Consider the following 25,388-nt stretch of genomic DNA (forward strand, 5'->3'; position numbering starts at 1 on the left):
ACAACGTGTTACTAGGTTTCCACGTTGGATATACCTAAAAAAGGGTGCATTTAATAATGCCTTGCAAATCTCAATTTTTTTCGATAAAATTAAGGCAAGTTATAAGGTATATCGTATTGGGTTTATTTAGGTGAACTGTGGTTCGATTTACTAAATGTGGCTACCTATTCGCAGTAGGTAGCTTTTTTCTATTTACAATCTCTACATCAGTATTTAATGTCATGGCAAAGGTTTAATAATGTTATCGCAAACCTTTCAATTTCTTCCACGCCACAAGTAAAAAGAAGTTGTTTTTCACTGTCTCCTATTCCTAATAAAATAGAATCATCCTTTTGATCTGGTGTACTCTCTGAATTCAAATAAACTTCTTTACTTTCTGACAACTTCGTATAATGATGTTGTGCTTCAATAAACCAGCGCTTTCCATCAATTTCATAGAGTTTAAAACAATTTACCATTGAAAACACTCCTTGATTTCCTTACTTATAAATAATCTTTAAGCTTATCAGCAATATCCGTTAATTCGGTATGCAAATATTTTGTAGTTACAGACAAGTCATTATGTCCAAGTGCTTTCGACACTAACAATAAATCATTAGATTTTGTATACAAGTTTTTTGCAAAACCACGTCTTAGGGCATGAGGATTTATATTATTGATTCCATAGTTCAATGTATATTTTCTAAGCTGCTTTTGGATTGAATTGGACGTAATTGCGTTTGTTGTTGGTTTTCCTTTAACTGTGATAAACAAATTATCATTACTTTCTTTATATTCTTCTCGAATTAATCTATTTTGCTTTATTAAAACCTCTAGTAAATAAGTTGTTTGTTCATCTAACGGTAAAATTAAACCTTTATGATTTTTCATTACATCTCCATCAAGCTGTAGTTTTCGTCCAATTAAATCAACATGTTTTTCTCTCATACGTGCGATAGTCCCTATTCTTAACCCACAACGATACATCAAAAGGATTGCAGTAGCATTTCTTAAATCAATAAACTTTGTATAATCAAGAACAGATAAAAGAAAGTTCACATCTTCATCAGTTGCCCCTTCTTTAATTTCTGTATCTACTTTTATATTTACAGACCGCCAAAACTTATTTGCAAACCACCCATTATCAAAGCAACGTCCTAAAAAAGCTTTAAAACATTTTAAACGTGTTAATTTAGTAGTATTTTTAACGTTCATCTGTGCCAGCCAAGAATAAATAATATCACTGGTTATATCTATCAGATACTCAACTTTAGTATCCCTGATAAAATAATGAACAATTGTACTGTAATCATAAAGCGTTCTTTCACGACAACCACTAACTTCAAGCTGCTTCAGAATTACCCACAATGCTTGTTCAATTGTAATTTCATTACGCTTTTCTTGACGTTTTCTAACTTGAATTAACGGTTGTTCAATCTGTATATCAAATATTCCTTTCTTTTTAGTCAAAAGAAAAAGCACCTCCGTTTATAATTCGTTAGTACAGAAACTCGACTGACCGAGTACTGTAAAACTGAATCATAAGCGAAAGTGCTTATTTCTCTAAGTATAACGTTGTAAAAAATGACGTCCCAGGAGGGATTCGAACCCCCGACCGTACGCTTAGAAGGCGTATGCTCTATCCGGCTGAGCTACTGAGACATTTGATCTTAATGGCAACAACCATTAAAGACAATATTTATTCTATAGCTAAATTGATAAAATGTCAATACATTTTATGATTTTTTTTTTGAAAGTTGAGGATTATGATAGTTCGAATACATTTGTAAAGATTACTTCCTCGCGATCTGTAAACGCAGTGACTGTCCAAGTTTCGTCCTTCCACTCAGCAACTACATAACTTTTGTCTTTTATTCCGCGCGGCTTTAACAAGCTTCCGGGATTCACGAGCAAAATATCATCCACCAGTTCAACGCCCAGTAGATGGGAATGACCGAAACAGGCTATATTTGCACCCACTTCTTTTGAACGGTATAGCAAATTCATGATTGTCGACTTCACATTCAATAAATGACCATGCGCCACGAATCCTTTTACCCCATCCGTTTCAAATATCACTTCATCCGGAAAACGAGCGTCGGCATCGCAATTTCCGCGTACCTTTTTTACTCCCTCTAAATACGGATGATCAAACGGCAGTTCACTGTCCCCACAGTGGATGACTACATCTACATCAGTATGGGCATCACGGGCGCGATTAATGACTTCCGCATCCCCGTGTGTATCGCTCATGATTAATAATTTCACCTTTATCCCTCCAATCAAAAGATTGCCGGCATCTTTATTGGATACTAATTTATATGAAAAATATTCTTTAAAGATGCCGGGCAAAACACCACTCTCATTCGAATCGCTGTGCTTATTTGATTAAACTTGGCAGCTCTTCTGCTAATTTGCGGATTGCGTTACCGCGATGTGAAATGGCTCCTTTTTCTTCAGGCGTCAGTTGTGCCATTGTACGGTCCAGTTCGGGAACAAAGAAAATCGGATCATAGCCAAATCCATTTGTTCCTCGTTTCTCATTTAGGATAACACCTTCACATGTACCAAACACTGTATAGGTCTCCAATTCAGGCCCGGCAATTGCCAAAGCACAGCAAAAACGGGCTGTACGCTTCTCTTCCGCTACACCCTTCAAATTCTCCAATACCTTTACGATGTTTGCTTCATCATCATGGTCGCCTGCATAGCGCGCAGAATACACGCCTGGTTCACCATTCAAAGCATCTACCGCTAAACCGCTGTCATCCGCAATGACAAGCGTCCCAAGCGCCCGTGATAGGGTTTCCGCCTTTAAAATGGCATTCTCTTCAAATGTCTTGCCTGTTTCTTCTATTTCCATATCCGGTGCAACTTCAAACATTGTCACCACTTCAAAACCTAAAGGATTAAATAAAGCTTCAAAATCTTTTGCTTTGCCTTTATTTTTTGTTGCGATTACTACTCTTTTCATTATACTTCCTCCTTTGTCATGCCCACTAAGTTTGCCGCATCACCCAGCACGGTTTTTTGGATTTCAATCAATGATGAGATCCCCTTTTCGCCTAAATCCAATAATTCATTCAATTCGGCACGTGAGAATGTAGCTTCTTCCCCCGTTCCCTGAATTTCAACAAAGCGACCACTGCCTGTCATCACCAGGTTCATATCGACAGCCGCTGCTGAATCTTCTGGATAGTCCAAGTCTAAAACAGCCCCGTTTTCAGCGACAAAGCCTACACTTGTTGCCGCCAAAAAGTCGACAATTGGAAACTTCCTGAATGGTTTTGTTTCATGAATTTTCGCAAGAGCCAGTGTTAAGGCAACAAATGCACCTGTGATTGAAGCTGTACGTGTTCCGCCATCTGCTTGAATCACGTCGCAGTCGATCCATATCGTTTTTTCGCCCAATGCCTCTAAATCAACGACAGCTCGCAGCGCTCGTCCGATTAGACGCTGAATTTCCATCGTACGCCCATTTACTTTTCCACGAGAAGAATCACGCTGTGTCCGTTCTGCTGTTGCTCTTGGAAGCATAGAATATTCTGCTGTGATCCATCCTTTTCCCTGCCCACGCAGGAAGCCGGGAACCCGATCATCGATTGTCGCCGTACAAATGACCTTTGTATTGCCCACCTGGATCAAAACAGAGCCTTCCGGGTGCATTAAATAATTTGGTTCGATTGTGACTGGGCGCAATTGATCTACAGCTCGTCCATCATGTCTTGTCATATATACTTTATCCTCCTCGTTGTTCGCGGTATTCATGGTACCATAATTTCTCATACATTTCGAGTTTCGTTATTGATGCAAAAAAATGCCCACAAGTAGAATGCCTACCCGTGAGCATCGTATAAGTTGCCAACCTAAAGTTGACAATCGCTCGGATATACCTAAGCTTATAATTTAATGCGCCGTATATCCAATTCTTTTGACTCCAGCCAGTTGTTTGCAATCGTTCGAAAAATCGGTACTGAACCTGTAGCAAAGAAAATATGGTGAGGCTTTTTCCCGGAATCGGAAAGTGTATGATTATATTCCAATAGATCTTTCACTTCTTTTGCCGTTTCCTCTGCTGAAGAGAGGACTGCCACATGGGATCCTAGTGCCTTTTCGATATGATGCTGAATAATTGGATAATGTGTACATCCTAAAATGACTGTATCGAACTTTTGATCGGCAAGCGGTTTTAAGCCTTTTGCCACTAAATCGTAGGCAAACTGTCCTTCATATTCGCCGCTTTCTACAAGCGGAACAAATGTTGGACACGCAAGAGGGATTACTTTCGCCTTGGAGTTCAGGGAAAAAAGAGCATTTTCATATGCACCGCTTTTTATGGTCCCTTCTGTTGCAAGTACGGCAATTTCATTGCGTTTCGTTTGCTTTTCCGCAGCGCGTGCGCCTGCATTAATGACGCCCACAACCGGGATCGGCAAATGTTTTTGCAGACTATCCAATGCCACGGCAGTCGCTGTATTGCACGCAACCACTAGCATTTTAATATTCATCTTGACCAAGGCTTTCGCCATTTGCCACGTAAACTGCAATACTTCTCGTCTGTTTCGCGGTCCATATGGACACCTTGCTGTATCGCCAATATAATAAATCGTTTCATTTGGTAATAATTTCATTATTTGTTTGGCAACCGTTAAGCCGCCAACACCTGAATCAATAACGCCTATCGGGGCATTCACAAAAACCGCCTCAATCCTATTCCTTTTGTTGATGTAATTTATGAAGTAATCTTGATAAGGATTCGACTTCTTCTTGATGAAAATCGACTAACAACTCTCGCAAGTAGCTTTGTCTTTTCATAATTACTTCTTCTATGATTCGTTCGCCTTCTTTAAGTAAATGAATGTGTACAACTCGGCGGTCTTGCTCATCACGAACACGCACTACTAATTCATTTTTTTCCATACGATCAACTAAATCCGTTGTCGTACTAAAAGCCAAATACATTTTATTCGATAATTCGCCAATTGTCATATCGCCCAATTCATGCAGCCATTGGAGCGCTACAAACTGTGGAGGAGTTATCGTATAGTTGTTTAAAATCTCTCTGCCTTTTTGTTTAATCAAATGTGAAATAAAGCGAAGTTCCTTTTCTAAAAGCGCTACCGTTTCTTGGCTGTGCGTTTCGTCATTCCTCATTTAGTGCAGTCACTCCTCAAGAATTCAATCTGTCTTTTACATCTTTGAAGTTCGATTATACAACTTTTAAGCAGTATATGTGCCAGACATATTTCCATTCTATTTTGAAGTGTTTTTGACGAAATAGCAAGTATCCAATCAGTGTAGTGATAATTCCTCAAGCCTCAGCAATTCAATTAATGCTTGTGATCTGCTGGAAACACCCAACTTCTGAATCGTGTTTGAAATATGATTACGCACCGTTTTTTCGCTAATGCCCAACTTTTGCGAAATATCTTTCGTAGAATAATCCAAGATAAGCAACTGGAAAATTTCCCGTTCTCTTTTCGTCAAAAGCGAACGATGCTGCGGGCTATTCATAAGGCAACACCCTCCTATCTCCTCTTCTATGTAAAGTATGATAAGAGTTCCAAGGCTGTGAGGGCATTTTCATTATTTTCCGTGTAATATTAATTTTTCTTTTTCGCTCCATGGAACGGCTTTACCGGAAGGTTTATCGATTTGTACAATGGCCCCCCGACCGATGAAGCATGGTTCGTCTTTTTCATTTTTCGCTAGATAATGTAGATCAATGGAAGAATTTCCGATTCTGGCTATCTTTACATAGATTTGAAGCGTTTCATCAAAATAGACTTGCTTTAAAAAATCACACTGCAAATCCGCTGCCACCGGAATTTTACCTGAGTTTGTATTTGAAAACGATGGAAAGCCAAGATGTTTTAAGTATTCAATACGGGCATACTCAAAATAAATAAATGGAACCGTATTGTTTAAATGGCCATACATATCCGTTTCAGAAAATCGGACCTTTACCTCCACAGAAAACTCAAACTCAGCTATCCATAGCTGCGGATCTTCCACATAATTTGCTTTCATGCCAACCTCTCCCTTTTGTTACCCTTTTCTCCTCAACTCATTTGTTTTGAATGTTTCTACTGAATGATAGTTCATATAATTATATCAGATTTGAACGAATTAAATATAGAGGATACTCTTACCCGTTTTTTCAAGACTATCATTTTAGATGAAATTGCTCCTTCATCTAAAGAGTATGTGGAACATGGGGATTTGAAAAAGAAGAAATTATTCACCGAACGAATTTGCGCATGAAGCAGGAATGTCAGTTTATATTATGCAATCCATAATAAAAGGGTATCTAAAAGTCATAAAATGACCTTAGATACCCTTTTTAAATATGAATCGATTAAACGATTCTACTTTAGCTACTTTAGTAAAATAGTATATTAATCAACCATATGGTCTGATCCGAAGAAGTTGCGGAACATTTGTACTGTTGTTGCACGGTTAAGCGCTGCAATGGATGTTGTTAATGGAATCCCTTTTGGACAAGCAGCAACACAGTTTTGTGAGTTACCGCAGTTTGCAAGGCCACCATCACCCATGATTTCAGCTAAACGCTCGTCTTTATTCATCGCACCTGTTGGGTGGGCGTTGAATAGACGTACTTGGGACAATGGAGCTGGTCCAATAAATGAAGCTTTTTCGGACACGTTTGGACATGCTTCCATACATACACCACAAGTCATACATTTAGATAATTCATAAGCCCATTGACGTTTACGTTCCGGCATACGAGGACCTTCGCCTAAGTCATAGCTTCCATCGATTGGAACCCACGCTTTTACTTTTTTAAGTGCATTGAACATGCGGCTGCGGTCAACTTGCAAGTCACGTACAACCGGGAAAGTGCTCATTGGTTCTAGTTTAATAGGTTGTTCCAGTTGGTCAATCAATGCTGAACAAGATTGACGTGGACGACCATTGATCACCATTGAACATGCCCCACATACTTCTTCAAGACAGTTCATATCCCAAGTTACAGGAGATGTTTCTTTTCCATCAACTGTCACAGGGTTTTGTTGAATTGCCATTAAGGCAGAGATTACGTTCATACCAGGACGATAAGGTACTTCGAATTTTTCCCAACGAGTTGCGCCACCTTCAGTGTCTTGACGAAGGATTTCCAATTTAACAGTTCTACCAGTTTGTACTGCTGTTGTCATGATTTATGACCCCCCTTAAGTTTATGAAGAATAGTCACGTTTACGTGGTGGAATTAGGGAAACGTCTACTTCTTGGTAGCTGATTTCTGGCTCGCCAGTTTGTGGATTGAACTTCGCCATCGTTGTTTTTAAGAAGTTTTCATCATCACGTTCCGGGAAGTCAGGTTTGTAGTGCGCTCCACGTGATTCGTTTCGTAAAAGTGCTCCTTTAGTAATAACACGTGCAAGGAATAACATATTTTTCAACTGACGAGTGAAGTGAGCCCCTTGGTTACTCCATTTTTGCGTATCGTTGATATTAATCTTTTCCCAACGTTGCAGTAATTCAGTTAATTTGTTGTATGTTGCTTCCAATCGATCATTGTAACGTACAACCGTTACGTTATCAGTCATTAATTCACCAAGTTCTTTGTGAATTAAGTATGCGTTTTCAGTTCCGTCCATTTTAAGGATTGCTTCCCATTTAGCTTGCTCTTCTTGTACACGAACATCATAAATGGATTGTGGAAGATCTTCCGCATGTTTTTTCAAGCCTTTAACGTATTTCACAGCGTTCGGGCCAGCTACGCTACCACCGTAAATCGCTGAAAGTAATGAGTTTGCTCCTAGACGGTTCGCGCCATGTTGTGAATAATCACATTCACCAGCAGCAAAAAGACCAGGAATTTCAGTCATTTGATCGTAATCTACCCATAAGCCGCCCATTGAATAGTGAACTGCAGGGAAGATTTTCATCGGTAATTTGCGTGGGTCATCTCCTACGAATTTTTCATAGATTTCAATGATACCGCCAAGCTTAACATCCAACTCATGTGGATCTTTATGAGATAAATCAAGGTATACAACGTTTTCACCGTTAACACCCAATTTTTGGTTTACACATACATCGAAGATTTCGCGGGTTGCGATATCACGAGGTACCAAGTTACCGTAAGCAGGGTATTTTTCTTCCAGGAAGTACCAAGGTTTACCGTCTTTATAAGTCCAAATACGTCCACCTTCACCACGAGCGGATTCAGACATCAGACGGTTTTTGTCGTCCCCAGGAATCGCTGTTGGGTGAATTTGTATCATTTCACCGTTTGAATAAGTTGCACCTTGTTGGTACACAATAGAAGCAGCAGAACCAGTGTTAATGATTGAGTTTGTGGATTTACCGAAGATAATGCCAGGACCGCCTGTTGCCATGATGACAGCGTCAGCACGGAACGATTGGATTTCTTCTGTTTTCATGTCTTGTGCTACGATACCGCGGCAATGTCCTTCATCATCCAGAACAGCGCCAAGGAATTCCCAATGTTCGTATTTCGTTACCAAGCCATCTACTTCGTAACGACGAACTTGCTCGTCCAACGCGTAAAGTAATTGCTGGCCAGTAGTTGCACCAGAGAATGCAGTACGGTGCATTAGTGTACCACCGAAACGACGGAAGTCTAAAAGTCCTTCTGGCGTACGGTTGAACATAACACCCATACGGTCAAATAAGTGAATGATACCAGGAGCGGCATCACACATTGCTTTAACAGGTGGTTGGTTCGCCAGGAAGTCCCCACCATAAACAGTATCATCAAAGTGGATCCAAGGAGAATCCCCTTCACCTTTTGTATTTACAGCTCCATTAATTCCGCCTTGCGCACATACGGAGTGTGAACGTTTTACGGGAACTAATGAGAATAATTCAACTTCAGCGCCTTCTTCGGCAGCTTTCATCGTAGCCATCAATCCGGCTAAACCGCCACCTACGACGATGATTTTTGCTTTCGCCATGATTACTCTTCACTCCTTAATTTTGCTAGAACCAAATCTGACTTTCTACTATTGTATTATACGAATGCTAGAATTGCGGCAACACCAATGATGCTTAAAAGAACGAAGAAGATCATTGTTACGTAAGTTGCAACTCTTTGAGAGCTTGCAGATTGTGTAATTCCCCAGCTCACTAGGAATGACCAGATACCGTTCGCCAAATGGAATGTTGCAGCCAAGATACCAACAATGTAGAAGACTAACATGAATGGATTATTAACAATTTCTTCCATCATGTTAAAGTTCACATCAGCACCAAGTGCTTTCTGGATACGCGTTTGGAAGATGTGCCAAGCAATGAAAATTACAAGGAATACCCCAGTAATACGTTGCAGCATGAACATCCAGTTACGGAAAGTACCAAATTCGTTAAGGTTTGGTTTAGCAGTAAAAGCAATATACAAACCGTACAATCCGTGGAACAAAATTGGTATGTAGATTACAACCCATTCAACAATTAGCAATAGCCAGTGTGGAACTAAATCCATTACTCCAACCGAATTGTTGTAAACATCTTCCCCGCCGGTAGCAGTGAAGTTCAGTGATAAGTGGAAAACCAAGAACAAACCTACAGGAATAATTCCCAATAGCGAATGTAAGCGTCTCCAGTAAAACTCATGATTCTTTGACAAGACTAATTACCCCCCTCAGTACATTTAAATACGCATACAATATCGTCACCATTTTGTAAAAGTTCCGGCATTGACTGTGTATTTCACAATGGTACAATATTATGACATGTCCATTGTACTCTCAAGTATTGCAAGCGTCAAGCTAGCTCGAGGTTTATTATACACCTATTTAGAGTAGCTTTTTTCTTTTTTCCACCCCTTTTTTCTCCTTAATGTATTTTTTTTATCAAATTATACAATTATGCAAAATAAGAAAATTAAGAAAGAGGTTTTTTAATGACATCCAATGAGAATAAAACGGTTCCAGTCTTTGGGTATGAGATTATTCGGGATTATTTATTGCCTATCATTCTAGGAAAACATGAAAAAGATGTTCTCTATTGGGCAGGCAAAGACTTGGCCAGAAAGTTTCCATGCACCGATATCCAACTTATCGCTTCCTTTTTTGAAGATGCCGGATGGGGCAAACTAACTTTGGAAAAAGAAGAGAAAGACGGCTGTATATTCCACCTTGTAAACGACGTCGATTTATTAAAATTAGCTGAACGATCCTTTCGGTTAGAAGCCGGCTTTATCGCACAGCAACTGGAATCAAACAATGGTTATTTGACTGAATGCTATGAAGAAAAAGACGAAAAACACGAAAGAGTCGAATTTACCGTTAAATGGGACAGCAAAGAAAAAAAATAACCAATCTGCCTTTTGCAAGCCAATTCCTGTATCAGACAAGATTGGCTTTTTTTATTTATTGATCAGTTCTTCGGCTAGATTAAATTCGTCATGCAATGAGTTGGCTGCCCGCATCATGTCTTCTTGCGGGACAACTACCGAGACTTTTATTTCTGAAGTGCTGACCATTTTGACCTGGATATTTTCTTTGCGCAGCCGGTCGAACATTCGCGCAGCAACTCCCGGGTTGGAAACCATGCCCGCGCCCACGATTGAAACCTTTGCCAGACCCACCTCAAAATCAGCGAAACTGAATCCAAGTTCCGGTTTGCTTTTTTCAAGCACCTTAATGCTTTCGGCAAAATCTTCTTTGGCAATCGAGAAAGAAACAGTTGGCTTCACCCCATCAATCACGGCTTGAACAATAATATCAACATTAATGCCGTTTTCCGACAGCTTTGTAAATATAGCCGAAAGAGATGATTGCTCATAGGAATCATACCCTACCGTCAATCGAATAATGTCTGCTTCGTATGCAATACCACGAACAATTAAATTTTTCTCCATGTCAACCTCTCCCTTTATTAACGTACCTTCCCCATTTTCAGTACCTGAACGCATGATTAATGGCATTTCGTAAATTTTAGCTAGTTCTACCGCACGCGGATGGATAAACGTTGACCCTAAATGAGCAAGTTCAAGCATTTCATCATAGGTGATTTGATGAAGCAGCCTTGCACGTTCCACCCCTGTTGGATCTGCCGTGTAAACGCCAGCTTGAACTGTTAAAAATTCAACATGCTGCGCGCCGACCGCTGCCCCAATAGCAACCGCCGTTGTTTCTGTGCCGCCATCCCCAAAAACCAGCGTATCATTTTGGTGATTAATGCCTTGTGAACCTGCAATGATTACGATTTTCCCGTTATCCAAATGCTCCGTAACCCGTTCATGATGGATACTGCCGATAAGTACATTTCCATCGGTCTCCACTGCCTCAATACCTGCTTGCCATCCATGAAGCGAAACTGCCTGTCCGCCTTTCTTATTGATGGCAATGACCAATAGACTGCTCCCGATCTGTGCATTGATGGCTTCCAGTACATGTGACTCTCTTGATGAAGGGTTGTCTGAAAGAATAGGAGAAAAAGGGAATAAAAAATCATCGAAATTCTCCAATCCAGGTACCACTGCTATTACTTGGACACCTGAATTTTTTTGTTCAATCAAGCGATCGGCAATTTGTTCGATTTTTTCAGGCGAGGTAAATGTTGAACTGTCGATTTTCACTACAATGCTTGGCATATCCGAATTCTCCCTTCACGGCTTGTTATTGCAATTTTATTTACATTATTCAAAAAATTTGGCTTGCTATAAGCCTTCCACAACGCGCGTATTGAAAAAGACAGCTTTTCACAGAGCGTGAAAAACTGTCCCGAGACTAATGCCAAAATGGCAGAACGCTTGCGAGATAGCCCTCCAGAACCCTTTGATTCTGACAATTTTACACTTATTCAATGCAAAACCAGCAAATAAATTCAGACAATGAATTTATTGCTTCGGCAAGTTACCCTTTCACGATCCATCATCAGAATTGTCTCTCCTCCGGAAAGTCTACTCTTTTAACTTGCGCCTCTATCAACCTATTTTCTTATGTTTCACATTATCACACAATTATTCCTTTGACAATGTGTCTTTATGGAAATGATTGTATATGGCAGTTGCTGTCGAGTGTGGGATATGTGCCGCCATTAATTCTTCGATTGAAGACTGTTTTATTTTTTTGACCGATCCAAAATGTTTCAGTAATTGCTGCTTTCGCTTTGGTCCTACCCCTTCGATATTGTCCAGTACTGACTGGATTGCATGCGTTTGATGCTGTTGGCGCAAAAACGTGATCGCAAAACGGTGAACCTCATCCTGAATCCGCTGCAGCAAGTAGAAGCCGTCACTTGTACGTTTCAAATCTATTGGAGCAGGCGGGTCTCCAAATAATAATTGAGATGTATTATGCTTTTCATCTTTTGCCAAACCGGCAATTGGAATGTATAAGCCCAGTTCATCTTCGATTACTTCCCTCGCTACTTCCATCTGTCCTTTTCCGCCGTCTATGATAATTAAATCGGGCAACGGCAAGTTGTCTTTCAATACTCTTGTATAACGGCGGCGGATTACTTCCTGCATTGCGCCATAATCGTCATGCCGAGCCGTTTCGCGCAATTTGTATTTTCGATATTCCTTTTTGGCCGGCTTTCCATCGATGAAGACAACCATGGCAGATACCGCATCCGTTCCATGCATATGGCTGTTGTCAAACGCTTCAATTCGCAAAGGCGCCGCAATATTCATGGCATCTCCCAGCTCTTCGCACGCACCGATTGTTCGTTCTTCCTGCCGTTCAATAAGCTGGAACTTCTCATGGATTGCAATTTGGGCATTTTTCATGGCCAAATCGACAAGTTCCTTTTTTGAACCGCGTTTTGGAATAATGACTTTTACTTCAAGGTATTTTTCAAGAAGCGCTTTATCAATTTCGGATGGAATGAAGATTTCCTTTGGTTTGATATGCTCGGGAATATCATAAAATCGTCCGATAAATGTCAGGAACTCCTCTTCTGGGTCACGGTATAACGGGAAGATGGAGACATCGCGTTCAATCAGTTTACCTTGCCTTACAAAAAACACCTGGACGCACATCCAGCCTTTTTCCACTGCATAGCCAAAAACATCACGGTTCGATAAATCTCCCGTTACCATCTTTTGCTTTTGCATAACTGTTTCTATATGAGCTATTTGATCCCGATATTCTTTCGCCCGTTCAAACTCAAGTTTTTCAGCTGCTTCAAGCATTTTCTTCTCAATATCATTTTTTACATCCTCAAAGCCGCCATTTAAAAACTTTGAAATCTCCTCGATCATTTCATCATAAACTTTTTGGTCAATCTCTTTTACGCAAGGCGCCAAACATTGTCCCATATGATAATACAAGCAAACTCGGTCCGGGAGACGAATGCATTTTCTCAAAGGATATAATCGATCCAGAAGCTTTCTCGTCTCGTTGGCAGCAAAGGCGTTTGGATAGGGACCGAAATATTTTGCTTTATCTTTTTTAACCTTCCGCGTTGTTAAGATTCGTGGATATTTTTCATTTGTAATCTTAATATAGGGATAGGTTTTATCGTCTTTTAGCATGACATTATATTTCGGGTCATGCAGCTTGATTAAATTCAATTCCAAGATTAATGCTTCCAAGTCACTCGAAGTGACAATATATTCAAAGTCTTCAATTTCACTGACTAGACGCTGTGTTTTTCCATCATGCGAACTATTAAAGTAGGAACGAACCCGGTTTTTAAGCACTTTTGCTTTCCCGACATAGATGATTGTTCCTTGACGGTCTTTCATCAAATAGCAACCTGGTTCATCCGGCAAGATGGCTAATTTATTTTGAATGGTTTCATTCATCGATATCACCCTATAGTGCTATTTTTACATGTTAAATGAGACGATTGGCTATTAATACATGGTTATCAAAAAATATATAACAGACCATTATAGAAGAAAAAGGAGAGTCTTGTTATAAGACACTCCCAAACTTCCATTGATCGGATCGCAAAAAATATCCCAAAAGCACAGTACTTTTGGGACTAGATATTAATTGTTGTCGTTAATGAACTCGATTAAAGCTTCTTTTGGTTGGAATCCAACTGTTTTTGCCTTTAATTCACCGTCTTTGAATAACATTAATGTTGGAATCGACATTACTTGGTATTCTGCAGCTGTTCCTTGGTTATTATCAACATCTAATTTTGCGATTTTTACTTGGTCGCCGATTTCAGCATCAATTTCTTCCAATACTGGAGCGATCATTTTGCATGGTCCACACCAAGTAGCCCAAAAGTCAACTAATACAACGCCTGATGCGATTTCTTCCGAAAAGTTTTGATCTGTTACATGAACAATTGCCATTAATATAGCCTCCTTAAATCTAACATCTGAAAGTAGTATATCATGTTAGAAAAAATTGAGACAGTAAATTGATTTGAAACCAACACATATAATTTACAAGGATTCTATATTTTTAACAAACGTTCGGGATAGCATTTGATATAGTACTAAAAAAGAACTGTCCTGAAAGTTGAATTTTCAGAACAGCTCCTGAGTTATTGCCTTAGGAATTTACTTTTAAAGCTTTGAATTCTTCGATTAATAGTGGAATCACTTCGAATAAGTCGCCGACAATTCCATAATCCGCCACTTTGAAAATGTTGGCTTCCGGATCTTTGTTGATTGCTACAATGACTTTAGAGTTTGACATACCGGCTAAATGCTGGATTGCACCCGAGATTCCTGCAGCAATGTAAAGGTCCGGTGTCACTACTTTTCCTGTTTGTCCGATTTGCAGCGAGTAATCACAGTATTCGGCATCACACGCCCCGCGGGAAGCGCCGACTGCACCGCCCAGTAGATCGGCCAGTTGTTTCAATGGTTCAAAACCTTCCTCGGATTTCACTCCACGGCCTCCCGCCACTACTACCTTTGCTTCAGACAAATCCACCCCTGTTGAGGTTTTGCGTACAACTTCTTTAATAATGGTACGCAAATTTTGGATATCTACGGAAAGCGAAAGTACATCGCCTGTTCGAGTCGTGTTTTTTTCCAAAGGAGCTATATTGTTTGGACGTATTGTGACAAACACAACTCCTTCCTTGATTTTCACTTTCTCGAATGCTTTTCCTGAGTAAATCGGCCTGATAAATACAGCATCCTCGCCTTTGCCTTCGATTTCCGTTACATCGGAAATTAAGCCGGATTGCAGACGTGAAGCAATTTTTGGCGACAAATCTTTACCTAAAGAAGTATGTCCAATAACAATGGCTTCTGGTTTTTCTTGATCATTTACAGCCAGCAATGCTTGCGCGAAGCCATCAGAAGTATATGTTTTTAAATGTGGATGCTCCACGATCACCACGCGGTCAGCACCATAAGCAATCAGTTCACTGGCCAGCTGCGAGACGCCCTCACCAAGTAATACACCTACAATTTCCCCGCCATCGGAAATTTGTTTTGCCGCAGCGATTGCTTCAAATGTAACATTACGTAAAACCCCATCACGAACTTCCCCTAACACCAATACTTTGTTTGACATATGATCATCCCTCCGCACCATCTTTGTAATTGTCCAGTTTCAGCGACCAGCCCTACGAGTCACGTTGCGTTATTGCCGTCGGGGCATCTAAAGGGCGCTTGCATTCTTCCTATTAGACTACTTAGACTACTTTTGCCTCTGAATGAAGCAGGTTGACAAGTTCTTTCGCTTGGTCCGCAAGTTCCCCTTGCAATACACGGCCAGCCGCTTTTTGAGGAGGCAAGTAAATATCGATCGTGTCAACTTTGACTTCCACATCCTCTTCATCAATGTCTAAATCATCCAGCTCCAGCTTCGCTAACGGCTTTTTCTTCGCCTTCATGATGCCCGGCAAGGACGGGTATCGAGGTTCATTCAGTCCTTGTTGAGCTGTGACCAGTAATGGCAAAGAAGTTTCAATAATTTCGGAATCCCCTTCAATATCGCGAACAATCTTTACATTTGTTCCGTCAATTTGCAAATCCGTAATGGTCGTTACATAGTTAATGCCCAGCAAATCCGCAACACGAGGTCCAACTTGTCCTGTTCCTCCGTCGATTGCTACATTGCCGGCTAAAATTAAATCCGCCTCTTTATCTATTAAATATTCTGCTAGAATTACAGCTGTCGAATATTGATCCAATTCATCCAGATCATCTTCCGTATTAATTAGGACTGCCTCATCGGCACCCATTGCCAACGCTGTTCTTAGCTGCTTTTCAGCTTCTTCGCCACCGATTGTTACAACCGTAACTTTTCCGCCTTTTTCATCGCGCACTTGTATTGCTTCTTCGATTGCATATTCGTCATAAGGATTAATGATAAACTCTGCACCATCTTCTTGAATTTTGCCATTTGCAATGACAATTTTCTCTTCTGTGTCAAATGTACGTTTTACTAATACAAAAATGTTCATTTCCACTAACCTCCCAGAATACATTTCTTGAATTTATAAGAGCTATTCAATAAACAGGCGATGAAACTGCCATTTATTTCCCGGTAAAAACAGGCTTGCGCTTTTCAATAAATGCTTCAATGCCCTCTTTTGCATCTTGTGATTCAAATACAGTGCCAAAAGTGTTTGCCTCTGCTTTTAAGCCATCAAAATAGTTTTGATGTTTACTATAATGCAGCATCTCGATTGCCGCTTTCAGGGTAATTGGACTCTTAAGTGCAATCTTTTGGGCGATTTCCACTGTTGTCGATAATACTTCATCAGCGGGAAATGCTTTATTGGCTAGTCCAGCCTGAACCGCTTCCACCCCTGAAATCGGTTCGCTCGTAAAGAGCATTTCAGCTGCTTTTGCTACCCCAACATATCGCGGCAATCGCTGTGTTCCTGCAAATCCTGGAATTAAACCAAGCTGCAGTTCAGGCAAACCAAGCTTTGCATCTTCTGCGACATAGCGGATATGGCATGCCATCGCAAGTTCCAGGCCTCCGCCTAGAGCAGCGCCATGAATGGCCGCAATCACCGGTTTTGGGAACGTTTCCAACCGTTCAAGCACTTGCTGGCCATAGGAAGCAAATTCAGCAAATTCTTCACCGGAAGACACTTCGGTAAATTCCTTGATGTCTGCCCCAGCAGAGAAGAATCTCCCTTCTCCGTGGAGTACAATGACACGAATAGCGTCATCATCTTGAACAGAATCCAGCATTTCATCTACTTCTCTTATTAAATCTCGCGATAATGCATTTGCAGGCGGTCGTTGAATTGTTGCAATTGCTACCCCTTTGTCAACTTTCCAACTTAAAAATTCCATTCTCCCACTCTCCCAACCTCATGTTCTTTCAGTGTAGAACAAGCCCTGAACTTCTCCTTAAAGTACAGGTGTACCCGTTAATCCATTTAACAGCAGATAACGTACTTTTGGTGCCGTTGCTAACAAATCATACCGAAATTCATTCATGACCCATGTCGTAATGCTTTCATCAATTGTTCCAAATACCATTTGCCGTGCAATCCGAACATCCATTGCCGGATTGAACTCCCCTTTTAACATTCCTTCGATCAGGATCTCATCAAGCAGCTTCAAATATTCTTTTAGAATGGCGTTGATTTTCAGCCTGATTTCCTTGTTTGACTGCCTTAACTCTAATTGCGTTACTGTTGCGAGGTGGCGATCTTGTGCAAGTACATTAAAATGATTATCAATCATCCGAGATAACTTCTCGCTTGAAGAATTTCCATTTTGGATAATGTCCTGCAAAGATTCCACAAAGACGGTCATTTTTTCTTGAAAGACAGAAATTAGAATGTCTTCTTTATTTTTGAAATAAAGATAAATCGTTCCGTCAGCAACGCCTGCTTGTTTGGCAATCTTGGAAACTTGCGCTTGATGGTAGCCGTTTTCTGCAATGACGATAACGGCTGCATCAACAATTTGTTTATATTTTGGTTTATCCCGTTTCATGCTGTCACCACCAGTTGATTACTTTGGCTTGTCTATAAGCCTATTCGCGATAAAGCCATATTGGCATTTATGCCGAATTGGATTGTTTTATTCCTTTTAAAGAAAAAGAAATAAAAAAGAAAATATGAATGACTATTCATTCATATTTTCATATTATCCACAATTTCTATTTCTGTCAATATTTTCATCTACTAATTTAAGCTTGCAGTTCGGTTAATTTTTGCTTTTCCTCTTCTACTAAAGATCGCCTCAAGATTTTACCTACCGCTGTCTTTGGAAGCTCTTTTCTGAATTCATACTGCCGTGGCACTTTATAGGCAGCCAGGTTTTGTCGGCAATGTGCATTCAATTCTTCTTCGGTTGCTGTCTTTCCTTCTTTTAATACAATATATGCTTTTACCGTTTCTCCTCGATAAGAATCAGGGATACCTGCCACAACACATTCTTGAACTGCTTCATGTTCATATAAAACTTCTTCGACTTCCCGAGGGTAAATATTAAAGCCTCCTGCTATAATCATATCTTTCTTGCGATCGACAACATAGAAATATCCCGCATCATCCATATAACCCAGGTCACCTGTCAGGAACCAACCATCAACAAAAGACATTGCGGTTTCTTCAGGGCGATTATAATACCCTTTCATTACTTGAGGCCCTTTAATGGCAATTTCGCCAATTTCCCCGGCTGCCAATACTTCTCCCTCAGTGGATTTCAAGATCACCGCTTCTGTATCCGGCCAAGGTACCCCGATGGAGCCTTTAACCCGTTGATCCCAGATAAAGTTTACATGGGTTACTGGAGAAGTCTCGGTTAGTCCGTATCCTTCAACCAGCTTGCCTCCGGTAATCTTTTCAAATTTCTCCTGAACTTCAAGCGGTAAAGGGGCCGAACCGCTTAAGCACGCTGTAATTGAGGAAAGATTATATTTCCCGATATCCGGATGATTTAACAGCCCAATATACATGGTTGGGGCACCAGGGAATAAAGTTGGTTTTTGTTTTTCAATTGTTTTAAGCGTTTGTTCTACATCGAATTTCGGCAATAACACCATTTTGTTTCCATTTAAAACCGATAAAAGAAGTACCGTTGTCATGCCATATACGTGGAAAAATGGCAGTACGCCAAGGATGACTTCTTCCCCGGGTTTGCAGCGATACAGCCATGCGTCGCACATTTTCGTATTGGCAATTAGATTTTTGTGTGTAAGCATGACTCCTTTTGGGGAACCTGTCGTGCCGCCTGTATATTGAAGAAGCGCAATTTCTTCCTCGATTTCAATCTTGTCTTGCTTAACCGGTGTGGGTTCGCTTAGATGCATGATTTCAGTAAATAAGTGGGTCAATCCTTTATGCTCGACCTTCACGGTAAAGCCATATTGTTTTTTCTGGATGAAAGGGTAAACTAAATTTTTGGGGAAAGGCAAATAATCTTTTATGCCTGTTATGATAACGTTTTCAATTTGTGTTGCTTTTAATACTTTCATGATGCGCGGATACAAAATATCCAGAGCTAAAATCACCTTTGCTCCAGAGTCGGCCATTTGATACTGAAGTTCGCGTTCTGTATAGAGAGGATTTGTTTGCACGACAATACCGCCAGCATATAATGTGCCATAATAGGCAATCACCGACTGTGGACAATTCGGAAGCATAATGGCAACGCGGTCTCCCCGTTCAACGCCCAATCGCTTCAAGTAATTCGCAAACTTTAAGGAAGATTCATAGAGTTCTTTGTAAGTGACTTCCCTTCCCAAAAAATGAATCGCCGTTTTATTTGGAAACTTCTCAAAACTCCTTGTTAAAAAACTTTGAACCGGTTCATTTTCATAAGTCAAGCTGTGAGGTATTTCTTTTGGATATTGTGAAAGCCAGACTTTCTCGGACATCCATTCAACAACTCCCCTCGTTCAATGTTTTAAATTTTCTTACAATTTATTATAATGGAAAATCATAAGGCTTTCAAACCATTTTTGCAAAATAATCTATTTTATGCTAGAAATTACATTTATTTTCTATTTAGTTCGTATTTTTAAGGATAAAAAAAGAACTGCCTCGAATTTTCTCAAGACAGCTCCCTTCTTTAACCTCTTTTAATCGGAAGATAGATCCCGGTTGATTAAGCTAAAGAGTGGACAAATAATAAATGCCCACAATAATAAATATTAAACAGACAACAATCAGTACTTTCGCTAATTTCTCCATAATTGTGCTCCTAATAGAATGCGCCTATCGTTATGTACCTTCTTGCCATTAAATGCTTGCACCAATGACGAAGGATAATCCAAGCGAAATTGTGAACGATATAAACCCTACCGATCGATTATCGTTTGCAATTTCATCATCTACATTAAAACGAGGCGTCAAAAATTCGAATAGTACATAAGCAAAAATCAGTAACGTAAAACCAAATAAGCCCCATCCCATCATTTCCAGCAACGTAGAATGACGACCTATGGAATATCTGAAAATATTGCATACACCCAGTATTTTACCGCCTGTTGAAAGGGCAACGGCAACATTCCCGTTCTTTATTTCTTCCCAATTTTTATATTTTGTCACCAATTCAAAGATGACCATTGAAACGAGTAAACAAAGTACCACAACACTGAAGTAACCTGCCGTTTGTACTAAAGGGTGTTGCCAAAAACTTGTTTCCAGCATGAAAGCCATCCCCTTTGCTAAAAATTAATACGCTCCTTACCTGAGCTTTTCGTATAGGTGAAACTGTGCTGAATTAGGATTATTTTAGTTCTACAACCGTAACGCCAAATCCACCTTCGCCAGCCTCACCATATCGGAATGACTTTACACGCTTATGGCCTTTCAGATAGTTCTGGATTCCTTGTCTCAAAGCACCTGTACCTTTTCCATGAATAATCGATACCCTAGAATAATTTGCCAAAAGTGCATCATCAATATATTTCTCTGTTCGCAAAATGGCATCCTCATAACGCTCGCCGCGCAAATCCAATTCCAGCTTGACATGATTATTGCGATTTCGAACATTGGTCATCACTGCAGTTTGCTTTCCTTTTTCAGGTTTTACATACTCCAAATCAGACTCCTCCAGTTTCATTTTTAGAATACCGATTTGGACAACCCATTCATTTTTGGATGCTTTTTCAACCAGCGTACCTTTTTGGCCATAGCTGAGGACTTTTACTTCGTCGCCCACTTTTAAATTTTGGGCGCGTTCTCTTATTTGAGCCTGTTTTTTCAGGACGGGATTGTCTTCCGGAACAATTCCTTCCAATTTTTTTCTGGCTTCAATCAGCTCATGGTCTTTTACCGCCTTGCTTGCATTCTCGCGGAGTTCGCGCAATTCAGCAATGACCTTTTCGGATTCGCTCTTTGCTTCATCCACAATTTTACGAGCTTTTTCTTTTGCTTTTTTCTCTAATGCTTCTTTTTTCTCTTCATACGTACGAAGGCGCTCTTCCAGTTGTTCATGCAGGTTTTGAGCTTCTCCCAGCAATGCGTGCGCTTCTTCTGCTTCGCGTTCAGAGCGGCGTCTGCTTTCCTCCAGAGAAGCAATCATTGATTCCACTTCATGGCGATCTGTACCTGTAAATGACTTAGCCTGATTGATGATCGAATCGCTTAGACCAAGTCGTTTGGAAATTTCAAAGGCATTTGACCGTCCTGGCACCCCAATTAATAATCGATAAGTTGGGCTTAACGTCTCGACATCGAATTCCACGCTTGCATTGACAACGCCTGGTCGGTTGTAGCCATATGCTTTTAACTCGGGATAATGGGTTGTGGCCATCACGCGTGCTCCACGGCCAACAACTTCATCCAAAATGGAAATGGCCAATGCTGCCCCTTCCTGTGGATCTGTACCCGCTCCCAGCTCGTCAAATATCACAAGAGATTGGTCGTCAAACTTGCCTAAAATGTCCACGATATTCACCATATGGGAAGAAAACGTTGATAAGGACTGCTCAATGGATTGCTCATCCCCAATATCCGCAAATAATTGCTGGAATACAGCCAGCTCAGAACCATCCAGGGCAGGTACCGGCAAGCCTGCTTGGGCCATTAACGTGCATAGCCCAACGGTTTTTAATGTTACCGTTTTACCTCCTGTATTTGGACCTGTAATGACGATGGCCGTAATATCATCCCCAAATTCAATCGTATTCGGTACTGCTTCCTCAATTGAAATAAGCGGGTGCCTTGCACGAACCAAGCGAATATAACCTTTTTGATTCATTTTCGGTTTTGTACATTTATTGGCTTGCCCGTACTTCCCCTTTGCCATAATCACATCGATATCTCCAAGGATTTGCACGAGCACAAATAAATCGTGTGCCACTTCCTGCACTTTTGCGGATAATTCCAACAGAATACGTTCGATTTCCGCTTTTTCCTTCACTTTTAACCGTTGAATTTCGTTATTTGCTTGTACAACTGACTCCGGTTCTATGAAAAGCGTTTGGCCGGAGGAAGATTGATCATGAACAATCCCGCCATAATGACCACGATATTCTTGTTTAACCGGAATGACAAAACGATCATTTCGGATGGTAACAATTGCGTCTGAAAGCATTTTTGTGGCATTCGATCCACGGGTTAAACTTTCTAATTTTTGACGCACTTTCGCCTCTTCTGCTCGAAGGGATTGTCGGATCGATCGTAATGTAACGCTCGCGGAGTCCAGCACTGCCCCGTTATCATCAATACAATCATTGATTTCATGCTGCAATGCCGTCAGAATCGGCATTTGCTCTCTTCTTTCGATAAAATGAGGAATGCTGATGTTGCCTTCTTGCTCAATATCCTCGATAAAATTTCGCAGTATGCGGCTTGCACGGATTGTGCTTGCAATTTCCATTAATTCCATAGGGCTTAACATGCCGCCGATTTGTGCCCGCTTTGCATGTGGACGCACATCAAAGATTCCACCCATCGGGACATTTCCTTTTACTCGCAAAATGGAAAGCCCTTCATCCATCTCTTCCAAAAGTTCGACTACTTTATCAAAATCAGTTTCGGGAATTAGCTGTTCAATCTGGTTTTTTCCTAATGAAGAAGTGCAATAACTTGCTACTCGTTCACGTACTTTCCCAAACTCCAATGTTTTCAATGCGCGTTCTGCAATCACTCCCGAACACCTCCTACTTAAACTCATTGTTATTTACTTGTTTTTCTTAATAAAAGTTTCAAATTTATCCAAACTCCATGTATTTACGATTAATTCTTTTTTCAACCATGCTTTCTGGGCATACTTTGTTCCAATTTCCATAACATCCAACTGTTCAATGGCATGCGCATCGGTATTAATGGCGATTGGTACATTCCATTCCATCGCCATCATTAAATGTTCGATGCATAAATCAAGCCGGTACGGACTCGCATTGAGTTCCAATATCTTTCCAAACTCTGCTGCCCATTTGATCAATTGAGGCATATCTGGATTATAACCTTCCCGCTGCCCAATAATACGGCCCGTTGGATGGGCAATCATATGCACATAAGGATTTTGGGCGGCTGTATGCAACCGCTCCATGATGGTCTCTTGCGGCTGCGAAAAACTTGAATGGATGGATGCAATCACAAAGTCCAACTCTTTTAATACTTCATTTTCAAAGTCCAATGTACCATTCGGCAAAATATCCATCTCGGTTCCCGCAAAAAGACGGAATTCCGGATGCGCTTCATTGAATTCGTAGATTTCGATGCGCTGTTTTTGCAAGCGTTCAGGCGTTAATCCATTGGCCACTTTTAAATACTGGGAATGGTCTGTGATGACACCATGTGTGTAGCCGCGCTGAATCAACGCTTCTCCCATCTCTTTTACCGTATGGGCACCATCGGACCAAGTTGTATGCATATGCAAATCGGCAACAATTTGATCAAGTGAAACAAGTTCTTCCAGCTCGTCTAAACGCTCTAGTTCTTTACCTGATTCGCGAACGGTCGGCGGAATGAATGGCAAATCAAAATGCGCAAAAAACTCCTCTTCCGACTCAAATGTGTGGATCGATCCATCCGGTTGTTCAACACCGTATTCGCTAATTTTTTTGCCTTGTTCTTTTGCAAGCTGGCGCATGCGTACATTATGATCCTTGGAACCTGTAAAATGATGCAGCGCTGTTGCATATTCATGTAATGCTACCAGCCGAAAATCAACACTTACCGGATCCTCTGCATCCAGAACGACAGAAACCTTTGTATCTCCGGCAGCTACCACTTCTTTAATTACGAGCTGTTTCAATAATTGGTCTTTTACTTCGCTTGGCTGTTCTGTCGCAACGATAAAATCAATATCTTTGCTCATTTCACTGACTCGTCGGAAACTGCCCGCAACAGAAAACTTTTGAATTTCCGGTATACGATTCAGTAGTTCGTTCACCTCAGCCACGATTTGCTGCAAGTACCAAATTGGCAAACGCTCACTGCGTTCTCCAAAATGCTCCAGTTCTTTCATAATCTTTTCTTCGGTCTTTGCCCCAAAGCCCGAGAGCTTTTGAACTTGATGAGCCTCACATGCAGCTTTCAAGCTTTCTGCACTGTCGACTCCCAATTCGCTATAAAGCTTCGCTAGTTTTTTCCCACCCAGGCCAGGCAGTTTCAGAAGCGGAATTAATCCTTTAGGAACGGCGTCTTCCAATTCTTTCAGCTGGGAAGACTGCCCGGTTTCGATTAAATCATGAATCACGGCAGCTGTTCCCTTTCCGATTCCTTTTAGCTTTGTTATATCTTCTATTTCATTGAGACTGCGTTCGTCCAATTCGAGTGCATTGGCTGCTTTGCGGAAAGCGGATACTTTAAAAGGATTCTCGCCTTGGAGCTCAAGCAGCAATGCAATTTTTTCTAGTGTTTTAATAACGATTTTTTTGTTCATGTTGTACCTCCTCATACATTGTACATTCCCGTTCGCGGAAAAAGGAAATGCCCCAAAAGTCGCTTTGGGACATTTCCTTTACATTGATAGTCAAACGACAGACAACTATAAAATTGATCACTATTAATGTGCCTTGCTTATGGATGACTCTCGAAAGCTTCCTCACATTATAAGTTGTAATTTAAACTATCCTTCTTTATAGATATACCACCAATCTTGAACCATGTTAGTAAAAATTGGTGTATGTTCCAACATGAGATTGGCTATAATGGAATTTCCCATCAGATTTTGCATTGAATCGATCGGGAGCAATGCCAAGACATAAAGTATAATAAATAAAATGAGATAAAACTCAATGAATGCAAGTACAGCACCAAGCAAGCGGTTCACTGAATTCAATACAGGCAAATATGTCAGGAAATCGAAAATCGAACCGAGTATTTGCAATGCTAGTTTGACAGCAAAGAAGATCACGGCAAATGCGATGATTCGATAAAATGTCTGGTCCACATTCAGCGCATCAAGCATGAGCATCATGGACGAATCTTCCGAAACACCTGGATAGGGAATCCACAATACAAACTTGTCTGCAAGTGGTTTATAATAGATATAAGCTACAATCAGTGCAACGAAAATGCTGACAAGATGAATCGCTTGCACAATAAAGCCTCGTTTAAGCCCTAGTAGAATACTAGCAGCAAAACAGATTAATAAAAGTATGTCTAGCATGAAA

At 40.6% G+C, this 25,388-nt stretch carries 25 protein-coding genes, 1 tRNA gene and 1 riboswitch; of the genes, 1 reads left to right on the forward strand and 25 read right to left on the reverse strand.

Annotated features, from left to right (window positions below; translation table 11 throughout):
* Nucleotides 1–206: 206 nt before the first annotated feature.
* The 13 genes from D1B33_RS15270 to D1B33_RS15330 form a co-directional block, all read right to left on the reverse strand.
* A complete protein-coding gene (locus D1B33_RS15270) occupies nucleotides 207–458 on the reverse strand; it encodes a hypothetical protein (RefSeq protein ID WP_118877269.1) in 252 nt (83 codons plus the stop codon).
* Nucleotides 459–483: 25 nt separating this feature from the next.
* Nucleotides 484–1,449 carry a tyrosine-type recombinase/integrase gene (locus D1B33_RS15275; protein ID WP_118877270.1) on the reverse strand — a complete coding sequence of 322 codons (966 nt, stop codon included), beginning with the start codon at nucleotides 1,447–1,449 and terminating at the stop codon, nucleotides 484–486.
* Nucleotides 1,450–1,567: 118 nt separating this feature from the next.
* Nucleotides 1,568–1,641, reverse strand: a tRNA-Arg gene (locus D1B33_RS15280).
* A gap of 102 nt (nucleotides 1,642–1,743) precedes the next feature.
* Entirely contained in the window at nucleotides 1,744–2,247 is a 504-nt protein-coding gene (locus tag D1B33_RS15285) for a metallophosphoesterase (protein WP_118877362.1), read from the reverse strand.
* A 112-nt stretch (nucleotides 2,248–2,359) separates the two neighbouring features.
* Nucleotides 2,360–2,953, reverse strand: a complete 594-nt coding sequence (locus D1B33_RS15290) for an XTP/dITP diphosphatase (protein ID WP_118877271.1) — start codon at nucleotides 2,951–2,953, stop codon at nucleotides 2,360–2,362.
* Nucleotides 2,953–3,711 (reverse strand): ribonuclease PH, encoded by a 759-nt coding sequence (rph, locus tag D1B33_RS15295; protein ID WP_118877272.1) that lies wholly within the window; start codon nucleotides 3,709–3,711, stop codon nucleotides 2,953–2,955. Before rph ends, D1B33_RS15290 begins: the two co-directional genes overlap by 1 nt.
* Before the next feature lie 167 nt (nucleotides 3,712–3,878).
* Nucleotides 3,879–4,673 carry a glutamate racemase gene (gene racE, locus D1B33_RS15300; protein ID WP_118877273.1) on the reverse strand — a complete coding sequence of 265 codons (795 nt, stop codon included), beginning with the start codon at nucleotides 4,671–4,673 and terminating at the stop codon, nucleotides 3,879–3,881.
* Between the two features lie 16 nt (nucleotides 4,674–4,689).
* Nucleotides 4,690–5,133 carry a MarR family winged helix-turn-helix transcriptional regulator gene (locus D1B33_RS15305; protein WP_118877274.1) on the reverse strand — a complete coding sequence of 148 codons (444 nt, stop codon included), beginning with the start codon at nucleotides 5,131–5,133 and terminating at the stop codon, nucleotides 4,690–4,692.
* A gap of 138 nt (nucleotides 5,134–5,271) precedes the next feature.
* Entirely contained in the window at nucleotides 5,272–5,493 is a 222-nt protein-coding gene (locus D1B33_RS15310; protein ID WP_036198757.1) for a helix-turn-helix domain-containing protein, read from the reverse strand.
* Between the two features lie 72 nt (nucleotides 5,494–5,565).
* A complete protein-coding gene (locus D1B33_RS15315; protein WP_118877275.1) occupies nucleotides 5,566–6,009 on the reverse strand; it encodes an acyl-CoA thioesterase in 444 nt (147 codons plus the stop codon).
* A gap of 368 nt (nucleotides 6,010–6,377) precedes the next feature.
* The gene (gene sdhB / locus D1B33_RS15320) at nucleotides 6,378–7,157 is read right to left on the reverse strand and encodes a succinate dehydrogenase iron-sulfur subunit (RefSeq protein ID WP_118877276.1); all 780 of its coding nucleotides are present in this window, start codon (nucleotides 7,155–7,157) and stop codon (nucleotides 6,378–6,380) included.
* A gap of 21 nt (nucleotides 7,158–7,178) precedes the next feature.
* A complete protein-coding gene (gene sdhA, locus D1B33_RS15325; RefSeq protein WP_118877277.1) occupies nucleotides 7,179–8,924 on the reverse strand; it encodes a succinate dehydrogenase flavoprotein subunit in 1,746 nt (581 codons plus the stop codon).
* Between the two features lie 56 nt (nucleotides 8,925–8,980).
* Nucleotides 8,981–9,595: a succinate dehydrogenase cytochrome b558 subunit gene (locus D1B33_RS15330; RefSeq protein WP_118877278.1), complete on the reverse strand. Its 615-nt coding sequence runs from the start codon at nucleotides 9,593–9,595 to the stop codon at nucleotides 8,981–8,983.
* 276 nt (nucleotides 9,596–9,871) lie between these two features.
* Here D1B33_RS15330 and D1B33_RS15335 point away from each other — a divergent pair, with 276 nt between their 5' ends.
* The gene (locus tag D1B33_RS15335) at nucleotides 9,872–10,285 is read left to right on the forward strand and encodes a YslB family protein (RefSeq protein WP_118877279.1); all 414 of its coding nucleotides are present in this window, start codon (nucleotides 9,872–9,874) and stop codon (nucleotides 10,283–10,285) included.
* Between the two features lie 51 nt (nucleotides 10,286–10,336).
* Here the strand turns inward: D1B33_RS15335 and D1B33_RS15340 are convergent, their stop codons facing one another.
* The 12 genes from D1B33_RS15340 to D1B33_RS15395 all read right to left on the reverse strand — a co-directional run bounded on the left by D1B33_RS15340 (nucleotide 10,337) and on the right by D1B33_RS15395 (nucleotide 25,384).
* Nucleotides 10,337–11,566: an aspartate kinase gene (locus D1B33_RS15340; RefSeq protein WP_118877280.1), complete on the reverse strand. Its 1,230-nt coding sequence runs from the start codon at nucleotides 11,564–11,566 to the stop codon at nucleotides 10,337–10,339.
* A gap of 159 nt (nucleotides 11,567–11,725) precedes the next feature.
* Nucleotides 11,726–11,907, reverse strand: a riboswitch (Lysine riboswitch).
* Between the two features lie 28 nt (nucleotides 11,908–11,935).
* Complete coding sequence (gene uvrC, locus D1B33_RS15345; protein ID WP_118877281.1) at nucleotides 11,936–13,726, reverse strand: excinuclease ABC subunit UvrC; 1,791 nt, start codon at nucleotides 13,724–13,726, stop codon at nucleotides 11,936–11,938.
* 189 nt (nucleotides 13,727–13,915) lie between these two features.
* Nucleotides 13,916–14,230 carry a thioredoxin gene (gene trxA / locus D1B33_RS15350; RefSeq protein ID WP_118877282.1) on the reverse strand — a complete coding sequence of 105 codons (315 nt, stop codon included), beginning with the start codon at nucleotides 14,228–14,230 and terminating at the stop codon, nucleotides 13,916–13,918.
* 202 nt (nucleotides 14,231–14,432) lie between these two features.
* Nucleotides 14,433–15,410 (reverse strand): electron transfer flavoprotein subunit alpha/FixB family protein, encoded by a 978-nt coding sequence (locus D1B33_RS15355; protein WP_118877283.1) that lies wholly within the window; start codon nucleotides 15,408–15,410, stop codon nucleotides 14,433–14,435.
* A 121-nt stretch (nucleotides 15,411–15,531) separates the two neighbouring features.
* Nucleotides 15,532–16,305 carry an electron transfer flavoprotein subunit beta/FixA family protein gene (locus tag D1B33_RS15360; RefSeq protein ID WP_118877284.1) on the reverse strand — a complete coding sequence of 258 codons (774 nt, stop codon included), beginning with the start codon at nucleotides 16,303–16,305 and terminating at the stop codon, nucleotides 15,532–15,534.
* Between the two features lie 73 nt (nucleotides 16,306–16,378).
* On the reverse strand, nucleotides 16,379–17,152 hold the full coding sequence (locus D1B33_RS15365; RefSeq protein WP_118877285.1) for an enoyl-CoA hydratase: 774 nt from the start codon (nucleotides 17,150–17,152) through the stop codon (nucleotides 16,379–16,381).
* 57 nt (nucleotides 17,153–17,209) lie between these two features.
* Nucleotides 17,210–17,803, reverse strand: coding sequence for a TetR/AcrR family transcriptional regulator (locus tag D1B33_RS15370; protein WP_118877286.1), 594 nt, complete (start codon nucleotides 17,801–17,803; stop codon nucleotides 17,210–17,212).
* Between the two features lie 196 nt (nucleotides 17,804–17,999).
* Nucleotides 18,000–19,691: an AMP-binding protein gene (locus tag D1B33_RS15375; protein WP_118877287.1), complete on the reverse strand. Its 1,692-nt coding sequence runs from the start codon at nucleotides 19,689–19,691 to the stop codon at nucleotides 18,000–18,002.
* A 364-nt stretch (nucleotides 19,692–20,055) separates the two neighbouring features.
* Nucleotides 20,056–20,466 carry a DUF350 domain-containing protein gene (locus tag D1B33_RS15380; RefSeq protein ID WP_118877288.1) on the reverse strand — a complete coding sequence of 137 codons (411 nt, stop codon included), beginning with the start codon at nucleotides 20,464–20,466 and terminating at the stop codon, nucleotides 20,056–20,058.
* Nucleotides 20,467–20,545: 79 nt separating this feature from the next.
* Entirely contained in the window at nucleotides 20,546–22,912 is a 2,367-nt protein-coding gene (locus tag D1B33_RS15385; protein WP_118877289.1) for an endonuclease MutS2, read from the reverse strand.
* Between the two features lie 33 nt (nucleotides 22,913–22,945).
* Nucleotides 22,946–24,655, reverse strand: a complete 1,710-nt coding sequence (gene polX, locus D1B33_RS15390) for a DNA polymerase/3'-5' exonuclease PolX (RefSeq protein ID WP_118877290.1) — start codon at nucleotides 24,653–24,655, stop codon at nucleotides 22,946–22,948.
* 186 nt (nucleotides 24,656–24,841) lie between these two features.
* Nucleotides 24,842–25,384, reverse strand: a complete 543-nt coding sequence (locus D1B33_RS15395; protein WP_118877291.1) for a CvpA family protein — start codon at nucleotides 25,382–25,384, stop codon at nucleotides 24,842–24,844.
* Nucleotides 25,385–25,388 lie beyond the last annotated feature (4 nt).

The sequence above is a fragment of the Ureibacillus yapensis genome, assembly GCF_003515775.1.
GTDB classification, from domain to species: Bacteria; Bacillota; Bacilli; order Bacillales_A; family Planococcaceae; genus Ureibacillus; species Ureibacillus yapensis.